This window comes from Gemmatimonas sp. (assembly GCF_021298855.1).
Lineage (GTDB): Bacteria > Gemmatimonadota > Gemmatimonadetes > Gemmatimonadales > Gemmatimonadaceae > Gemmatimonas.
Genome location: NZ_JAJTHI010000072.1, coordinates 34,915 through 53,671, shown reverse-complemented (window position 1 = coordinate 53,671; position 18,757 = coordinate 34,915). Strand labels below are relative to the sequence as shown.

General features: G+C 66.0%; 13 protein-coding genes. 11 read left to right on the top strand and 2 right to left on the bottom strand.

The genetic code is table 11. The annotated features are described in order from the left end of the window. Positions 1–467: 467 nt before the first annotated feature. From LW840_RS16400 to LW840_RS16350, 11 genes are all read left to right on the top strand, one after another. Complete coding sequence (locus tag LW840_RS16400) at positions 468–3,476, top strand: SusC/RagA family TonB-linked outer membrane protein (RefSeq protein ID WP_291277387.1); 3,009 nt, start codon at positions 468–470, stop codon at positions 3,474–3,476. Positions 3,477–3,489: 13 nt separating this feature from the next. Further along, entirely contained in the window at positions 3,490–4,752 is a 1,263-nt protein-coding gene (locus tag LW840_RS16395) for a hypothetical protein (protein WP_291277386.1), read from the top strand. Between the two features lie 355 nt (positions 4,753–5,107). Continuing rightward, complete coding sequence (locus LW840_RS16390) at positions 5,108–8,146, top strand: SusC/RagA family TonB-linked outer membrane protein (RefSeq protein WP_291277385.1); 3,039 nt, start codon at positions 5,108–5,110, stop codon at positions 8,144–8,146. A gap of 17 nt (positions 8,147–8,163) precedes the next feature. Next, complete coding sequence (locus LW840_RS16385; protein ID WP_291277384.1) at positions 8,164–9,600, top strand: hypothetical protein; 1,437 nt, start codon at positions 8,164–8,166, stop codon at positions 9,598–9,600. 16 nt (positions 9,601–9,616) lie between these two features. Then, positions 9,617–10,150: a CHRD domain-containing protein gene (locus tag LW840_RS16380; RefSeq protein ID WP_291269450.1), complete on the top strand. Its 534-nt coding sequence runs from the start codon at positions 9,617–9,619 to the stop codon at positions 10,148–10,150. A 312-nt stretch (positions 10,151–10,462) separates the two neighbouring features. Continuing rightward, positions 10,463–11,446, top strand: coding sequence for a phytoene/squalene synthase family protein (locus LW840_RS16375; RefSeq protein WP_291267485.1), 984 nt, complete (start codon positions 10,463–10,465; stop codon positions 11,444–11,446). A 12-nt stretch (positions 11,447–11,458) separates the two neighbouring features. Beyond that, the gene (locus tag LW840_RS16370; protein ID WP_291267484.1) at positions 11,459–12,421 is read left to right on the top strand and encodes a carotenoid biosynthesis protein; all 963 of its coding nucleotides are present in this window, start codon (positions 11,459–11,461) and stop codon (positions 12,419–12,421) included. A gap of 143 nt (positions 12,422–12,564) precedes the next feature. Continuing rightward, the gene (locus LW840_RS16365; RefSeq protein WP_291267483.1) at positions 12,565–12,855 is read left to right on the top strand and encodes a hypothetical protein; all 291 of its coding nucleotides are present in this window, start codon (positions 12,565–12,567) and stop codon (positions 12,853–12,855) included. 41 nt (positions 12,856–12,896) lie between these two features. Continuing rightward, on the top strand, positions 12,897–14,411 hold the full coding sequence (locus LW840_RS16360) for a phytoene desaturase (RefSeq protein WP_291267482.1): 1,515 nt from the start codon (positions 12,897–12,899) through the stop codon (positions 14,409–14,411). 132 nt (positions 14,412–14,543) lie between these two features. Next, positions 14,544–15,788, top strand: coding sequence for a trigger factor (tig, locus tag LW840_RS16355; RefSeq protein WP_291260797.1), 1,245 nt, complete (start codon positions 14,544–14,546; stop codon positions 15,786–15,788). 35 nt (positions 15,789–15,823) lie between these two features. Then, positions 15,824–16,435, top strand: a complete 612-nt coding sequence (locus LW840_RS16350; RefSeq protein ID WP_291260796.1) for an ATP-dependent Clp protease proteolytic subunit — start codon at positions 15,824–15,826, stop codon at positions 16,433–16,435. A 112-nt stretch (positions 16,436–16,547) separates the two neighbouring features. Here the strand turns inward: LW840_RS16350 and LW840_RS16345 are convergent, their stop codons facing one another. Together LW840_RS16345 and LW840_RS16340 are read right to left on the bottom strand one after the other, a co-directional pair. Then, positions 16,548–17,918, bottom strand: a complete 1,371-nt coding sequence (locus LW840_RS16345; protein WP_291260795.1) for a cytochrome P450 — start codon at positions 17,916–17,918, stop codon at positions 16,548–16,550. Continuing rightward, positions 17,915–18,673, bottom strand: a complete 759-nt coding sequence (locus LW840_RS16340) for a hypothetical protein (RefSeq protein WP_291267480.1) — start codon at positions 18,671–18,673, stop codon at positions 17,915–17,917. The genes LW840_RS16345 and LW840_RS16340 overlap by 4 nt, the downstream gene beginning before the upstream one ends. Between the last annotated feature and the right edge of the window lie 84 nt (positions 18,674–18,757).

Here is an 18,757-nt window from a genome sequence, read left to right as displayed (position 1 = left end):
TGGCGGTCAGGTAGAGCAGAAATGTGAGATACGGCGTCATCGAGCAGGCACTGGGGAGTGCAGCCTGTGTGGAGACTGGGGGCAGGACGGGGCGCAACGCTGCCCCTGGTGGGGAGCATCCGGCAGACTGATCCACACACTCTGACGGATGCGCGAACGTGAACCCCGGTACCAGCCCCCGTCAAGGCGCAGGAGCCATCGGCGCCCTGGTTGTTCCATTAGCGGGAACTTGCGCGAACCCGGCCGGTTGCCTCCGGCCATCCCTGACCGCCCGGCCGGCATTCGGTGGGTCGAGCCGCGGCCACTGTCTACTCTTTGTAAACTTTTCGGTTAGCATCCATATTCGTCCCGTGTCGGCGCGACTGGCCCCCCAACCGGCCCGTCCTCGCTCACGGCGCGTTCCCCTCCTCGCCCCGCCCGTTTCGCTGCGGGGCCCTCCTCCTCTGTTCCACTCTCTGGAGAAGTTGATGTCCCATCGGTTGAGCATTACCCGTTGGGCAGCAGCGGTAACCTCCCTGGTCCTGGCGGGATCGTTGGGCGCGCAGCAGGCGCCCACCGGAACCATCAGCGGCAAGGTGATCGACGCCGCCACCAAGCTGCCAATTTCGGATGTTCGGATTTCCCTCGTGGGAACCATGTTGGCCGCCCCCACCAACAAGGACGGTGAGTACCGCCTCCTGAACGTTCGGGCGGGTAGCGTCACCGTCGCCGCCCTGCGCATCGGCTACAAGTCGGTCACGCAGACGGCCACCGTCACCGCCGGCACGACGACCAATCTCAACTTCGAGATGTCCACGTCGGCCATCAACCTGTCCGAAGTCGTCGTGACCGGCACCGCCGGCAACCAGGAGCGCAAGGCGCAGTCGGCGCTCGTCGCCTCCGTCACGGCGGCAGACATCATCAAGGATGCGCCCGTCACGAACGTGGCCAACCTGCTGCAGTCGCGCGTGCCCGGTGTGGCGCTCAGCTCGCAGTCGGGCACGAAGGGTACGGCCACGCAGATCCGCATCCGCGGCGCCTCCTCGATCAACCTGTCGAACCAGCCGCTCGTCTTCATCGACGGCGTGCGCGTGAACGAAGGCATCATCGGGTCCGGACAGTCGGGTCAGGCCTACGACCGCTTCAACGACCTCAACCCCGATGAAATCGAAAGCATCGAGGTGGTGAAGGGCCCCGCAGCCGCGACGCTGTACGGTGCCGACGCATCGGCCGGCGTGATCCAGATCATCACGAAGAAGGGCAAGGCCGGCTCGGGCAACTTCCAGCAGACGCTGCGCGCCGAACAGGGCACGTCGAGCGTGTCGTACTGGGACATCCCCGACAACTTCGCCAATTGCACGGCGGCGACCGTGGCCCCCACGAGCACCAACCCGCTCTGCCGCGGTCGCGCAGTGGGCGACCTGGTGAGCGACAACCCGCTCGAGCGCGTCGGCGCCTTCCGCGACGGCACCGAGCGGCTCGTGAACTACGGCATCCGGGGTGGCGGCCAGAACTACGGCTTCGCCCTCAACTATGGTTCGGACAACTCGTCGGGCACGCTGCCGAACGAAAGCTTCAACCGCTACAACCTCCGTACGAACGCCAACTACATCGCCAACTCGAAGCTCAACTTCGACATCGGCCTCGGCCTCGTGCAGACGGCGACGCGCCTCCCGGACAACGACAACAACATCTTCGGCTGGCTCGGCGGCGCCCTGCTGGGCAGCCCCGCCACCCGCAATGACGGGCCGAATGCCGGGTTGTCGAACAACGGCTGGTTCTCCAACCGCCAGTTCAACGCCATCAACTCGGTGTATCGGCAGCTGCTCTCCAAGCGCGTCACGTCGAGCATCACGGCCAACTACGCGCCGACCGAGTGGTTCACCAACCGGTTCACCGGCGGTCTCGACTTCGCGAACGACCTGCAGACCAGCTTCTTCCCGCGCAACGACAGCCTCTGGTACGGTGGGCTGACCGACGGCGGCAGCAACGCCCAGACCAGCCGCGGCGCGGAGCGCTACACGTTCGACTATCTCGGCAACATGAAGAAGCAGTGGGGGAGCGACTGGGAAACGAACCTCTCGTTCGGCCTCCAGGTCATCTCGACCCGCAACACGAACCTGAACGCCACCGGCATCGGCTTCGTGACCAACGCGAACAACTCGATCGGCTCGGGGTCGCAGACCACGGGCGGTGGCGGCTTCACGGAGCAGCGTCAGTACGGCTATCTCGGCCAGCTGCAGATCGGCAACCAGAACAAGCGCTTCCTGCAGGTGGGCGTGCGCATCGACCGCAACTCGTCGTTCGGTGACCAGGCGCCGAGCTTCGTGCTCCCCAAGATCGGCGGTTCGTGGGCGATCAGCGAAGAAAGCTTCTTCTCCCCCCTGAGCCGCTTCGTGAACACGTTGCGCCTCCGCGCGGCCTACGGTACCACGGGTCGCTCGCCGAACCCGGGTGACGCGCTCACCACGCTGGCGGCGGCGTCGTACAACATCACCGGCACGACGCTCGCCGGCGCCGTGCTCGGCAACCCCGGCAACGCCGACCTCAAGCCGGAACGCGGCACGGAGTTCGAGGCGGGGCTCGATGCCGGCTTCTTCGACAACAAGGTGTCGACGGAACTCACGTTCTTCCGCAAGACCACGCAGGACCTGATCATCGCCCGTCCGATTCCGCCGTCGCTTGGCTTCAACGCCAACCCGCTGGCCAATCTCGGCTCCGTGCTGAACCAGGGTGTGGAAGTGGCGGTGAACGTGACGGCGGTGAACAAGCGCAACGTGCGCTGGGACGTCCGCGGTGCGGCCAACACGCTGCGCAACGAGCTGACGAGCCTGGGTGGCATTTCGCCCTTCGCGCTGGGTGGCGTGGGTCGCGCCCTCGAGGGTCAGCAGCTCGGCGTGATGGTGGCCAAGCGCGTGCGCTCGGTCGATGTGGCAGCCAACCGCGTGGTGGTGAGCGATACGCTCGAGCCGGTGGGCAACCTGTTCCCGACGCTCGAGTGGAACATCACGAACACCCTGACGCTCTTCAAGAATCTGCGCATTGCCGCGCTGCTCGACGCGAAGCGTGACTTCGCGGTGTACAACAACACGCGCTTCTTCCGCGAGACGCAGCTGGTGCGTTCGAACCTGCGCCTCGACCCCACGGCCCTGTCGGCCGAAGAGCGGCTGCGCCGGTTCGGCCCGTTCGTGTCGGAAGCCAACGGGTCGGCGGTGCCGGTGAACGACGCCCGCGAGCCCTACATCGAGCGCGGTGACTTCGTGCGCCTCCGCGAACTGTCCGCCACGTACGATGTGCCTCGCTTTCTGATGGACAAGCTGGGCAAGCGCGTGCAGGGCGCCTCGGTGACGCTGGCGTTCCAGAACGTGCGCCTGTGGAGCAACTTCTCCGGTGCCGACCCGGAAGTGAATTCGCAGACGGGTGCGTTCGCGCGCGAAGACTTCCTCACGGCGCCGCTGCCGCGCCGCTCGGTGCTCCGTTTCAATCTCAACTTCTGACCGCAACCATCCCATGAAGAAGATCGTCCGCGCGGTTTCGCGCACGGCGGCGGGTGCGGTACTCGCCCTCGGCGCGACCGCCTGCGGTGACGAGTTCGTCACCGTGACCAATCCCAACGTCATCGACGCCTCCACGGTGGACCCGGTGTCGAGCGGCAACACCCTGGCGCTGTCGGCGCAGCAGAACTTCGTCGACATGTTCGGGCTGCTCGCGATGTACGGCGCCTGGTTCAGCGGCGAGGCGAACGTGTCCGACACGTTCCCCACGCGCAACGAGTTCGGCGTCCGCAACATCACGCCGCTCAACGGGTCGCTGAACGGCGACGTGTGGGCGCCGTTGTCGCGCGCCATCGCCTCGGCCAAGCAGGTGCTCGACCTCGAGCTGCCGAACCCGAACACCAACATCAGCGTGGCGCGTGCGGCCACGTTCCGTGGCTTTGCCATGCTGCAGATGGCCAGCGATTTCTGCACCGGCAGCTTCTCGTCGGGGCCGGAACTCAACACAAATCAGATGCTCGATTCGGCCTCCTTCTGGCTCACCCGCGGTATCGAGGTGGGGCGCGCCAACGGGACGGCGGAAGGCGCATCGCTGGCGAACCTGGCGCTCGTGGGCCGCGCCCGTGCGCGCCTGCAGCGCCGGGACAATGCCGGGGCGGCGGCGGATGCCGCGGCCGTACCGGCCGGGTTCGAGTTCAACATGCGCTACACGGACGACCCGGGTAATCGGGCCCGCCTGTCGAACGACCTGTGGTTCTTCAGCTTCGACCGTGGGTCGATCAGTGTGGCTCCGTTCTGGCGCACGAACGATCCGCGCGTGCCGTACCGTGTGCAGGGCGGTACGCCCGCGCCCACGGCGCAGCCGCAGGATCCCGTGCCTGGTGGGTTCCACCAGCAGTTCAAGTTCCCCGGCTATGCGGCGCCCATCCGCCTCGCGAGCAAGCTGGAAGCCGACTACATCGCGGCCGAAGCGTCGGGGAACGTGACCACGCAGCTGACGCTGATCAACGCCCGCCGGGCGGCGGCCGGCCTGGTGCCGTACAGCGGTCCGCAGGACGCGGCGAGCGTGAAGCGCGAGCTGTTCACGCAGCGCGGCTATGACTTCTATCTCGAAGGCAAGCGCGTGGCCGACTTCCGCCGCGATCCGGCGGCCACGGCGGGCGTGACGGCGACCGGGCAGCCGTACTTCAAGCCCGGCATCGGCAACACGGGAACGGACACCTGCTATCCGATTCCGTTCGTCGAGCGTGACAACAATCCCAACATGCGCACGCCGTAACCAGCAGCGCGTGGTGTGCAGGACGGATCAGGGAGGAGCCTTCGGGCTCCTCCCTTTCTCTTTTTTTGCGGAAGTGCCAACCGGTTCCGTCCAGCACTTCCTCACACCGGCATCCGCTCCTCGCTGGCCCCGTGGGCACCATTTGGGAGCCTCATCAGTTTATCAGCGCGGTTGGCCCCATCCACGCGCGTCTTGCACCGCGAGTGCACGCCCTGCTCCCTCGTCCCGCTCCGGAGGCTGTTTCATGCAGTTGACTAGATCACGTGTCACGCGCGTCGTGGCCTTGCTGCTGTCACTCGCCGGCATCAGCCAGGGTGCAGGGGGCCAAGCCGCAACCGGCGCGGTCACTGGAAGGGTGACCGACGTCGGCACCAAGGGACCACTGTCAGACGTCCGGGTGCAGGTCGTGGGCAGCGTGAGCGCTGGCCGCTCGGACGCCAACGGTACCTATCGCATCACCGGCCTCCCCGCCGGCACCTATACGCTCCGTGCGATTCGGCTGGGCTATTCCCAAGGGGTGGCCAGCGTCACGGTGACGACAGGCGGCACGGTGACGGCCAATTTCGCGCTCAGCGTGGCCGCCACGAACCTCGACGCGATCACCATCTCGGCGACCGGTGAGCAGCAGCGCAAGCGCGAGGTGGGTGCCTCCATCAGCCGGATTGACTCGGGCGCCTTCAATCCGGCGACGGTCGCCAACTTCTCGCAGGTGCTGGCTGCACGCACCCCGGGTATCGTGGTGCAGCAGGGGGCCGGCACCAGCGGCGTGGGAAGCCGGATCCGGTTGCGTGGCGTGACCTCGATCAACCTGTCGAATGATCCGTTGCTGGTGATCGACGGCGTCTTCGCGAACAACAACGTGGGCTCACTGACGTTCGGCGTCGGTGGTGCGCAAGCGTCGCGCTTCGATGACATCAACCCGGAAGACATCGAGGACATTCAGGTGATCAAGGGGCCGGCGGCGACCGCGCTCTACGGCACCGGCGCCGCCAACGGCGTCATTCAGATCACCACCAAGCGCGGCAAGGCGGGGAAGGCGCGGTGGAACTTCTATGGCGAACTTGGCCAGCAGGAAACGCTACTGGACCTGTCAAGCAATGGCACGCTCTCAAATGATGCGTTGCTGCTGGTCAACTACCGTCAGGTCGGGCGGAATGCGGCGGGTGCGCGCGTTGGTGCCTGCTCGCGTGAGGCCCAGGTGCTGCGCACCTGCGTCACGCCGGATACGCTGTACAAGAACAGCCCCTTCATCAACGAAAATCCGTTCCGCACCGGTGGCAATGAGAGCTACGGCCTCTCCGTCTCGGGTGGCGGGCAGGATGCGCAGTACTACCTCGCCGCGGACATCGAACAGGACCGCGGCATCTTCGCGCCGAACAACCTGTACCGGCGCAACTTCAGGGCGAACGTGTCGGCCAACGTACTGCCTTCCCTGCAGGCGGTGGTCAATATCGGGTACCTGAACAGTTCATCGGGCTTCCCGCTGAACGACAACCTGTTTGCCGGCACGCTGTCCGCCGGCCTGCTCGGTGGCGCGTTCGATTGCAACCCGGCGACTCGGACCCGAATCGTCGAGTGCGCGGCCAACAACGACTCCCTTTCCCGCGGCTACGTGACTTCAAACGTGCCGGTGACGCAGTACTTCGTGCAGCAGCAGCAGCAGAACATCCAGCGTCTGGTGCTGGCGAGTACGCTGAATTGGACGCCCAAGAGCTGGCTCAAGGGCACGATGCGGGTTGGTGGTGACCTGCTCCGCCGTGACGACCAGACGCTGGTGCCGCCGGGCCGTGTCTTCCTCAACGCGGCGTCGATCGAAGGGTCGCGCTTTCAGTCCAAGTCCTACATCCCGTCGCTGTCGGCCACGGGGTCGCTGACCGGGACCTTCAACCTGACCGACGGCATTCGCTCGGTGACGACGGCGGGCGGTCAGTATCTGAATGAGCAGACGCGCCGGACGGATGCCTCGGGCGCGGTGCTGCTGCCGGGCACGTCGTCGTTGAATGGCGCGAGCGCTCGCTTCACGGTGAACGAGGTCAATCAGCAGATCGTCACGGTGGCCGGATTCGTGGAGCAGCGGTTCGAGTGGAACGATCGTCTGTTCCTCACGACGGCGCTGCGCTTCGACGACGCCTCGGTGTTCGGCAACTCGGCGGCCGGGTGGACCTACTATCCCAGCATCACCTCGTCGTACGTGATCAGCGAGGAGAACTGGTTCCCGAAATTGGACTGGCTGAATACGCTGCGCTTGCGCGCCGCGTACGGGCGTGCCGGCCAGCGTCCTGGCTTTCGCCAGTCGCAGACGTTCTTCAATCCGGTGTCGGTCAACATCACGGATGCCTCGGCCAACCTGCCAGCGGTCACTATTGGTGGCCCGGTCGGCAATGCCTTCCTGAGCCCCGAAATCACGGCGGAGACGGAAGCCGGCTTCGAATTTTCCGCGTTCAATGCGCGCCTCTCGGGCGAGTTCACCGGGTTCCGGCGCAACACCACGGACCTGCTGGTGCAGCGCACGCTGGCGCCATCGCTCGGTGTCGCCGCCAATCAGTTCGTGAATCTGTCGCTCATGCGCACGCGCGGCGCGGAAGGATCGATCACGGTCCGACCGATCGACAACGACAAGATCCGCTTCGAGCAGAACGTCACGTTCACGACGTTTGCGAACCGCATCGTCGACCTGGGAACGGCAGATGGACAGGTCATTGCGCCGATCGTGTTCGGCACGCAGCAGTTCCGGGCTGGTTTCCCGGCGGGCGGATACTTCCAGCGCCGCATCCTCAGCTACAGCGACCTCAACGGCGACGGGATCATCAGCCGGGTCAACTGCCCGAGCTACGGTGGCCTGGCCAATCCCCAGCTGGTGGGAGGCCCCCGCTGCGAGATCGTGCTGTCCGACTCGCTCGACTACATCGGTCAGCCGTTGCCGGCGCGTGAAATGGCGTTCAACACGAGCATCACGCTGTTCAAGTCGCTGCAGTTGACGGCGCTCGTGAATTACCGCGGCGGTAACAAGCTGTACAACAACACGCGCGAGTTCCGGAACAACGGCGGTTTTGCCAACGGCCCCGATTTCTGGGATCGCAATGCCCCGCTCAGCGATCAGGTGAAGTCGACCGCTCGCGCGATGGGCACGAGTGACGGCTACATCGAGGACGCGAGCTTCGTGCGGTTGAGCGAGATCGCCGGCACGTACACGTTGCCGGTGCAGTGGGCGCGGAAGATGCGCGCCGCTGGCGCTTCGCTGACGATCGGCGCCCGCAACCTGGCACTGTGGACGAACTACACCGGATTCGACCCGGAAGTGCTGTCAGCCACGAACTCCAACTTCGGCACACAGGACTTCCTGACCGCTCCGCCGGTGCGCCGGATCACGGCGCGCCTGAACCTGACCTTCTAACTCCACCGACCCTTATCATGACGACTTCCATGCCTGGGTCGGCGCCACGGGCTCGTTCCCTGCGCCACCTGATGATGGTTTCCCTCGGGGCAGCGTTGCTGACCACCGCGGGCTGCTCGAAGGACAGCCTGTTGGCCGTTGAAGACCCCGACGTCGCCACGCCCGAATCGCTGGCGGATCCGGCCGTCCTGCCGACGCTGCGCGCCTCGGTCATTTCCGACCTGCAGGTGGCGATGGGTGCCGGTGGCGAAGATGGCGTGATCACGCTCGGCGGTCTTTTGGCCGACGAGTTCATCTGGGCCGAGACCTTCCCGACGCGGTTCGAGATGGATGTGCGTTCCACCAACCCAATCAACGGCACGCTCGATGGTATCTACCGGTCGCTGCAGCGCGCCCGGGCCACGGCCGAGCGCGTTGAGCGTACCTTTGCCAGGGTCCAGCCGACGAACCCGTTGCGCGCGGAAGTGCAGGCGCTTGCCGGATTCACGTATGTCATGCTCGCCGAGATGTACTGCAACGGCATTCCACTCTCGACGTTCGACGTCGACGCGGGGACGCCCGAGCTGGGCGAGCCGCTCTCCAATCAGGTGCTGTATACGCGCGCCGTGGCGAAGTTCGACTCGGCATTGGCGTTGATCGGCACTCCGGCCACACCAACGGCCGAGCAGACCAGAATCCTGAACCTGACGCGGATTGGACGCGGGCGGGCGCTCCTCAATCTCGGGCGCTTTGCCGATGCGGCCACAGCGGTCGCGCTCGTGCCGACAGGCTATCGCTACAACCTGTTCCACTCCGAAAACTCCGGACGTCAGAACAACGGCGTGTTCTTGCCGACGCAGAACTTCCCCCGCTTTTCGGTTGGTGACCGGGAAGGGATCAACGGGCTACCGTTCTTCACGGATGGGGCCACCGATCCTCGCGTGTTCTCGCCACGGGGCACTGGGGTGGCCTTCTTCCCGCGCGTCGGCGCCGACAACATCACGTTGATGAACGTGCAGACCAAGTACATGAATCGGTCGGCAACCGTTGTGCTGGCGGATGGCGTCGAGGCCCGTCTGATCGAGGCGGAAAACCAGCAGCGGACCGGTGGTGATTATGTCGCTACGCTCAACACCCTGCGTGCTGCGCTGCCGACATTGATCACGAACGCGGCGCTCCCGGCCGCGTTCAACCCCCCGGCGATCGCCGCGCTGCCCCCGCTGGCCCGCGGTGCCAATACGGCTGCGGAAGTCGACCAGGTGTTCAAGGAGCGCGCCTACTGGATGTTCCTGACCGGACATCGCCTCGGTGACCTCCGCCGGCTCGTGCGCCAGTACGGACGGAATGCCGAGGCGGTGTTCCCCACTGGCGTGTTCCACAAGGGCGGCACCTACGGAGTTGATGTGAACTACCCGGTGCCCTTCATCGAGACGAACAACAGCAAGTTCGTCGCCTGCATCGATCGCAACGCTTAAGAGGAGTCCACGGCTCATGACGCATCGCATATTGGCCGTCGCCGCGTTGGCGACGGCCGTCGGGCTCGCCGCCTGCTCCGAGAACTACGCGGTCATTTCTGCCTCGGCGCCGGAGAAGACGAACTTCACCACGACGCTGAGCGGCGCCAACGAGGTGCCGGCAGTGACCACCAGCGCGACCGGGTGGGCCAACTGGGTGCTGGAGGATCCGAACACGCTCCAATACGAGATCTATGTTGCCGGCATCGACTCGATCACCATGGCACACTTCCACGCCAACGTGGCCGGGCAGAATGGGCCGGTCATGGCGTGGTTCGTCCCGACCGAGGCCTCCCGGGCGCCCGGTGTCGGCAACATCTCCGTCGGGACATCGGGCGGCATACTGCGCCAGAACCGTGTGTCACGCGCCTCATTGACCATGGTCGCGCCGTTCACGTGGGACTCGGTGATCACGCGCATGCGGGCGGGATCGACGTACCTCAACATCCATACGCGACGGAATCCCGGTGGTGAGTTACGGGGCCAGGTTGGCCCCGGACGTCGGGAGTAGTCCCTCGCGTCCCCACCAGGCGGCCGAGCGCCCCGGTCATCACCCTGATGTCCGGGGCGCTTTGGGTGTCAGCGGTCCGTTACACCTGTCCTGTAACCAAAATGTTGACAGTTGGACCAAGCGGTCACAGGTTCATTGTCATCTCCGGCGCCGTCGCGTTTTCGCCCCCCAAGGGGGCTGGAACCCGTTGTCCCGTCCTGCGTTAACATGTTGCCGGGGCTCACTGCGGTTTCCGGGCCAGTCTGTGCCATCTTCGTCATCCCTGCCTGACATCGCTTCGATGAAACCTCGGCGTCTTCCGAGTCCGGTGGCATGATCGCACCCGCCACGCACACCGATGCGGCGGAGTGTGCGCGCATCACGATGGCGCATGCGCGCACCTTCTCCCTGGCCAGCAAGCTGCTGCCGCTGGAGAAGCGCCGTGCGGCCTATGCGCTCTATGCCTTCTGCCGCGTGGCCGACGACCTGGTGGATCAGGCCGATCATGGCAATCTGGTGGCGCTGCGCCTGCAGCTCGACGCGTACCGCGAGCAGCTGCAGGCCGCGCTCGATGGGCGTCCGTCGGGCCCCATCTTCCGCGAGATGGCGTGGGTAACGCGGGCGTATGAGGTGTCCCCCGCCCCCCTCTTCGAGCTGCTCGATGGCGTGGGTCGCGATCTCGAGGCGCACACGTACGCCACGTGGCCCGAGCTCGAGCAGTACTGCGAGGGGGTGGCGAGTTCGGTGGGTGAGATGTGCACCTACGTCTTCGGCGTGCCGGCTGGTCCGGCCATGCGGGTCAAGGCCATTCAGTACGCACGCACGCTGGGTACCGCCATGCAGCTCACCAACATCCTGCGGGATGTGGGTGAAGATGCGGGGCGCGGACGCTGCTACCTGCCGGCCGAGGACATGGCGCGCTTCGGGCTGACCGCGCAGGACGTGCTGGCGCGCGATCCCGCATTGGCGCGCCATGCGTCGTGGGCCAGGCTCATGGCCTTCGAGGTGAGCCGGGCGCGCGCCTTGTATGCGGCGGCGATGCCGGGCATTGCGCTGCTCGATGCCGACGCCCAGCGGTGTGCGGCCGCCTGCGCCACGGGCTACGCCGGCATCCTGACCGCCATCGAGGCCCAGGGCTACGATACCATTTCGTCGCGAGCCCGCATTGGGCGGCTCGCGCGCGTGGGCATTCTCTGGAACGCGTGGCGGTACCGCGCCCCCACGCCCGATCTGTCCGCGCTGGGCCATGGCCCGCGCATCGTGTGGGAACCCAACACGGCATCGTCCAACGCCGATGCTCTTGTCCGTCTTGCCTGAGGTGCAGTTCGCATGACCCTGTACACGGACCAACAGGACCGCACGAGGTCGACGCTCTTCAAGATCGCGTCGATCACCTTGCTGGGGCATCTGTTTTTCAGCGCGTTTTCCGCATTCGCCTTTGCCACGTTCCTGCTGCCGCCGTATCCGGAGTGGTTGCAGACGCCGCAGAACCAGAAGGTGATGGCGCTTGGCTACACGTACGGCGGCGCCACGACCGTCACCCTGGGGGCCATCTCCGGGCTCGCGTTCCTCGCCTGGGCCGTGGGAACGCGCAAGGCGGTGATCACCTTCCTCGTGGCGTTCGTGCTGGCGCTCACGTCGGAGTACGTGGGCACCCGCTGGGATTACCCGTTCGGTGCGTACGAGTACACGAGCCAGCTGGGCTACAAGATTGGCGGTAAGGTCCCGTTCAACATCCCGACCTCGTGGTTCTACATGCTGGTGGCCTCGCTGGCCATGTGCGGGCGCTTCCTGCAGGGGAAGGACGACAACGTCTCCAAGTGGTGGTGGTCGCTGGTGGGCGGGGTCGTGCTCACGCTTTGGGATGTCTCCATGGACCCGGCCATGGTGAAGACCACGCATTGGATCTGGGAAATCGGCGACCTGTCCGACCGGAGTGCCTTCGAGCAGTTCATCGGCAAGCCCATCTTCTTCGGCATGCCCATCACCAATTGGCTCGGCTGGCTGCTCACGGGCATCCTCGTGGCGCGGGTCATGCTGGCCTTCGTGCCGCCGTCGGAGTGGGTGGCCAAGGTGTCGCCGCACCGGTTGCCGATTGCGCTCTACGCCATCAATGGGCTGCTGCCGCTGGCCATCTGCTTCCGCTGGGACATGGTGCCGGCGGGGGTGCTGGGCACGATCGCCATGGTGATCCCCCTGTGGGCGGCGCTGCGCAACGATCCGGCGCCGGTGACGAGTCTGGGGACCGCCCCGCTGCGGTCGGTGCGCGACCGCGCGCTCGGTACGCACTGACCGAGGCTCCCCTCGGGCGAAACGGCCGGGCCACTCGCCCGGCCGTTTCCTTTTCCCCTACATTTCGCGCAAGGCGGCCGCAGCCATAGGGGGTTCCCGGGCACACCGCGCACCGCTGCCGCGTTAGCCTCCTGGACTGCGACATGGATCGCCTCGTTCCCATTTTCGACTCTGATGCCCTGCCGATCGGCATCCTCGTTCTCATCGTGTTCGAGGCGCTGGTGCTGGTGATCTGGCAGCGGCGCAAGCCCGACTCCGCATTGGGGAAGCCCAATGTTGCGCGGATCGTGTCGTTTCTCGGAGCGGGGGGGTCTCTCGTTGCAGCCATGATCTTCCACCGGCGTCCTGACCCGTCGCCGGAGGGGTTTGCCATTGCCATGCTGTCGGCCATGGTCATTCACCTCTGGCACATCGCCGTCCTGCTGCGTCGCTGACCACGCGGCGGCGGCGTCCCGATCCTCCAGCTTTCCGATCCATGCGCATCGTTGTCATTGGCAGTGGCTTCGGCGGCATCGCCGCCGCCATCCGTCTGCAAGCCCAGGGACACGAGGTCACCATTGTCGAGAAGCTCGACAAACCGGGTGGCCGCGCATACGTGTTCGAGCAGGATGGGTTCACGTTCGATGGGGGCCCGACGATCGTCACGGCGCCCTGGGTGCTCGACGAACTGTTTGCCCTGACCGGCCGCAAGACGGAAGACTACATCAAGCTCGTCCTGCTCGATCCGTTCTACAACATCCGGTTCGAGGATGGCAGCGTCTTCCATTACAACGGCGACAAGGACGACATCTTCCGTCAGGTCGAGGCGTTCTCTCCCCGCGACGTGGAGGGCTATCGTCGCTTCCGCGAGAAGTCGTGGGAGATCTTCAACGTCGGCATGCCGCTCATCGACAAGCCGTTCCTCACCATGGGCTCCATGGTGAAGGCGATCCCCGACCTGGTGCGTACGCGGGCCGACCGCTCCGTGGCCGGGTTCGCCGAGAAGTACATCCGGGACGAGCGCCTGCGGCAGGTCTTCTCCTTCCACCCGCTCCTCGTGGGTGGCAATCCGTATCGCTCGTCGAGCGTGTATGCGCTCATCCACAAGCTCGAGCAGCAGTGGGGAGTGCTCTTTGCCATGGGCGGCACGGGGGCGCTCGTGCGGGCCCTCATCCAGGCCTTCGAAGATCTGGGCGGCGAACTTCGGCTGAACAGCGAGGTGGACGAAATCCTCGTGGGCGAGAGCCGCCGCACCACTGGCGTGCGCCTCAAGAACGGGCAGCAGCTGCGCGCGGACGCCGTGGTGTGCAACGGCGATCTGGTGCAGGCCTACCGCACGCTCATCGCGCCCGACAAGCGCCCCAGTGTGCCGAACCGCAAGGTGGAGAACCTGCAGCACTCCATGTCGCTGTTCGTGATCTACTTTGGCACCAACAAGCAGTACCCGGGCACGGCGCACCACGAGATCATCATGGGTCCGCGCTACAAGGAGTTGCTCGAGGACATTTTCGAGCGCAAGATCCTGTCCGACGACTTCTCGCTGTATCTGCATCGCCCCACCGCCACCGATCCCTCGCTCGCCCCGCCGGGGCACGACTGCTGGTACGTGCTCTCGCCCGTGCCGCATCTGGGCAGCGGCACCGACTGGGAAGCGGTGGGTCAGCGCTATCGCGACCGGATCATGCAGTACCTCGAAGACCGGTATCTGCCCGACCTGCAGCAGCACATCGTCACCGAACGGCGCATCGATCCCCGGTACTTCGAGAACACGCTCAACAGCTACCTGGGGAGTGCCTTCGGTCCGCAGCCGGTGCTGACACAGTCGGCGTACATGCGGCCGCACAACCAGAGCAAGGACATCCCCAACCTGTACTTCTGCGGCGCGGGCACGCACCCGGGGGCCGGCCTGCCGGGGGTCATCGCATCGGGGAAGATCGTGGCGGAGCTCATCGGGGGCGCCCCCGCGCGCAAGGGAGCAAAAACGCCGGCGCCCACGCTGGCACCGGTCTGACCCCTCGTCCCTCGGCCCTGAGTCCTCAGGCGCCGAGCAGGAGAGTCGAGAGGCGGCGACAGAGACATGAGCGCGCTCGATTCTCGGGTCTCCCCCTCCAGTCTCCCCCCCTCCCCCGCTAGATTTGGCCGGATGAACATCACCATTACTCCGACCGAGACCGCTGGCGTCTCCCGGCGCCTGCAGATCACGGTGCCGGCCGATACCGTGGCCTCCTATGAGGACCAGGCGGCGCGCAAGTACGCGACGCAGGTCCGCCTTCCGGGGTTCCGCCCGGGCAAGGCTCCGCCGTCCATGGTACGCAAGAAGTTCCCCGAGGCGGTGCGTCAGGAAGCCATCGAACTCGTGATCAACGAGGCGTTCCGCGAGGCCATTGAGCGGGAAGGGTTGAAGCTCGCCGCCCAGCCGCATGTGCACGACCTCAAGGCCGTCCCGGGGCAGCCGCTGGAGTTCGAGCTGCACTGTGAAGTGCGCCCGGAACTGGCGCTGGAGAAGCTCGAAGGGTACACGCTCACGCGGACCGAATCGGCCGTAACCGACGAGCTCGTCGACGAGCAGATCGAACGCATCCGTGAACAGAAGGCGGAGTGGTCGCCGGTGGAGGACAAGGCGGCCGAGGGGGACATGGTCACCGTGCTGCTCTCCACCGCCGAGCCCGACGGATCGCTGCCCGAAGGGAAGGAGTACCGGCTCGTGCTGGGGGGTGGCCAGGCGATCGCCGGCATCGAGGAACTCATCATGGAAACCGCGCCTGGTGCCACCGCCGAGAAGTCGGTGCGCTGGCCCGACGATTTCCCCGATGAGACGCAGCGCGGCGTCTCCAAGCTCGTGCGCGTGGTGGTCAAGGACGTGAAGCGCAAGGCGCTGCCGGCGCTCGACGATGCGTTCGCGCGCGAGGTCGGAGACTTCGACACCCTCGACGCGCTGCGTGCCACGGTGCGGACCGACATGGGCGAGCATGCGCGCCGCGAGGCCGAGGCCGACCTGCGCGGCCAGCTCGTGCGGCAGATCGTGGAAACCAACCCGTTCGACGTGCCCAAGGCGTGGGTCATGCAGCTCGTCGAGGGGTATATGCAGATGTACGGGGTCCCCGACGCGCAGAAGCAGACCTTCGCCAAGGAATTCTATCCGATGGCGGAGAATCAGGTGCGTCGCGACCTGATCGTGGATACGATCGCCGAGCGTGAGTCGATCGCCGCCAGCGCCTCCGAGGTCGATGCGCGCGTGGAAGAGATGGCGAAGGCCCGGAACGCCGATCCCGGTCAGGTGTACGCGCAGCTCCAGAAGCAGGGGCGCCTGCAGGAGATCGAGCGCGAGATCACCGAGGAGAAGGTGTTCACCTGGTTGCTCGAGAAGAATCCCGTGACGACGGCGTGAGCCGCCGTCTTGTAGTCACCTGAATGGAGAACGTGATGGCATCGATCTACATGCCGTACATCATCGAGCGCTCGAGCCGTGGCGAGCGCACGTATGACATCTTCTCGCGCCTGTTGATGGACCGCATCGTGTTCCTGGGGTCGCCGATCAACGACGACGTCGCGAACATCATCATCGCGCAGATGCTGTTTCTCGAGGCCGACAACCCCGAGAAGCCCATCCACCTGTACATCAACTCGCCGGGCGGGTCCGTGTCCGCCGGATTGGCGATGTACGACACCATGCAGTTCATCAAGGCACCGGTGCACACCACGTGCATGGGTATGGCCGCCTCGATGGGCGCCTTCCTGCTCTGCGCTGGCGCCGCCGGCCATCGCAGTGCGCTGCCGCACAGCCGCATCATGATCCACCAGCCGTCGCAGAACGGCGGCGGCGGCTCGGCCTCGGACATCGAAATCCAGGCCAAGGAGATCCTCTATCTCCGCAGCAAGATGAACGAGCTCATGGCCAAGCACTCCGGGCGCCCGATCGAGCAGATCGAGCGCGACACCGACCGGGATCGCTTCATGAGCGCCGAGGACGCCCGCGTGTACGGCCTCGTGGACAACGTCATCCAGCATCAGGCGGAGCTCGTCGCCGCCAAGTGACCGTGGCGCGGAGCCACCGAACAACGGAGGCACGGGGACATCCCTCGTGCCTCCGTTCGCGTTTACCGCAGGCCGTGCGCCTCCCCCGCGCCGCGCCTCACGCGGCCGGCGCTCACCGCGCCCGGACGCGCATCATGATCTCCACGGCCGGACGCGTGGTGAGCCGCGCATAGGGCCGTACCGTCTCCGGCTGGAGCGTCTCGAAATCGAAGTGTCGCGCCAACCGGGCAATGATGAGCGCCGTCTCGATGGTGGCGAACGCCGCCCCCACGCAGATGCGCGGTCCGGCGCCGAATGGCAGGTAGCTGCCCGGCACCTGCTCGGCCTCGCGCTCGGGGAGAAACCGGTCGGGATCGAACAGCGCCGGATCCTTCCACAACTTCACGTGGCGGTGAATCGACCACGGCGCAATCATGAGCATGGTCCCCCGCGGCACCCGTCGCCCGGCAATCTCGGTGTCCTTGCCCGCCACGCGCGGCAGGAAGGTGATGGGCGGATAGAGTCGCAGCACCTCGCGAAAGAAGTTGCGCACGTAGGGCAACCGCTTCGTGTGCTCGAGCAGTACCGGGCCGTCGCCGGCCACGGCGCGCACCTCGTCGCGAATGCGCTCGACCACGTCGGGGCGCTGCGACAGGATGAAGAACGCCCAGGTGAGCGAACTGGCCGTGGTTTCGTGCCCGGCGAGGAAGAACACGCCGAGCTGGTCGATGAGTTCGTCGCGCGTGAACGGGGCACCGGTGTCGCTGTCGCGCGCCTCCAGAATGGCCCCGGCAATGTCGTCGTACTCGGGATGCTGCAGACGCGCATCCAGCATGGCCCCCAGGTGCATGCGAATGCGGGCGCACGCCTGCCGCACCGCCTCGGGCTGCGTGACCGGCGACCACGGCTTGTCCCAGAGCAGGCGCTTGATGTCGATGCTCCCCACCTGTCGCTCGAAGCGCATGAAGTCCTCGAACACGTCGTGCGAGGTCTGCCCTTCCAGCGGGACGGAGAAGATGGTGCGCGTGATGACGTCGGCGGTGAGGTGGCTCATGGCCGCGTCGAGGGAGAAGGTCTCCCCGTTTCGGGCCTGCGACGTGAGGCGCTGCTCGTAATCGTCCACGGCCGCCGCCATGAACTCGAAGGCCCGGTTGATCCGCATGTGCGAGAACGCCGGATCCACCATTTTGCGCTGTCGGCGCCAGGTGTCGCCGCTGGTAACGAACATGGAGTTGCCCACCAGATCCTCGAGCGCCTCCACGAACAGATCGTTCTTGGGGAAGGTGTCGTGATCGGTGAGGATGCGGGACACCCAGACCGGGTCGTTGACGAGCAGAATCCCCCGCCGCGTGTAGCCGAGCGGCGTGATCATCTCGCGATAGGCGAGGTCGGGGAGGAGGCTCAGCAGGTCCTTCTCGCGACGCCAGAGCAGGCGCAGCAGCGACGGGACCGGTGGCCGGGGGGTGGGGGCGGGGGGACGCCAGAGCGTGACGGCGCCCGTCACGCCTCAGCTCCGGCAGCCGGTGCGGGCCCTGGGCCCCGTCGCGTGCGGTAGAAGGCCAGCCGGATGCGCGCCTGATGGTAGATGATGATGACCAGCCCCACGGCCAGTGGAATGGCCCACATCTTGGGATTCAGCGCGTGACCGGGATTGAGGCGCACGAAGCCGAAGGCCATGAACGCGGTGTACACGGAGATGCCCGACCCCACGATGGCCTTCACATGCTCCAGCTGGTACATGATGCGACTGGGTGCGGCACTGTAGATGAACCAGAGGTTCGTGAGCCCCGAGGCCACGCCCACGATCGCGAACGCCTCCATGAGCCTTTCGTCGATGAGCCATCCCCGATAGGCGCAGTAGAGGGCCGCCACGATCGTGAGCACGTTGAGCGCCACGTTCGCCGGATGCCGGTTGGCCGGGTGATTCTTCTTGTTGCGAATGGTCGCCACGCCGTGCCAGACGAGCTGAATGGTGAGGATGGCGAGGTACAGCATCATCCAGCCGAAGATCCCCTCGATGCGGTACTGCGGCCAGGCGAGCGCGACCTGCTTGGGGTGCGTGGTGAGCGGATCGAGCAGGGTGGTGATGGACATGCCGATCGCCATGCTGGCCGTGACCAGCATCAGGCGGGCGTACCAGTGCCCCACCTTCCGGTGGGTCTGGCTTCCCTTGCGCCCGAGCGTGGGGATCCAGAACAGGACCAGCCCCACCGCCCCGCAGGCGATGTGAACGAACAGGAAGCCTTCGAAGGGCCACATGCGGCGGGTGGGTACCTGTGACGGGGACGGGGGTATCAGCGGGGGAAACGGTCCAGCCACCGGCGGTCCGGCGGGGTTTGCTGG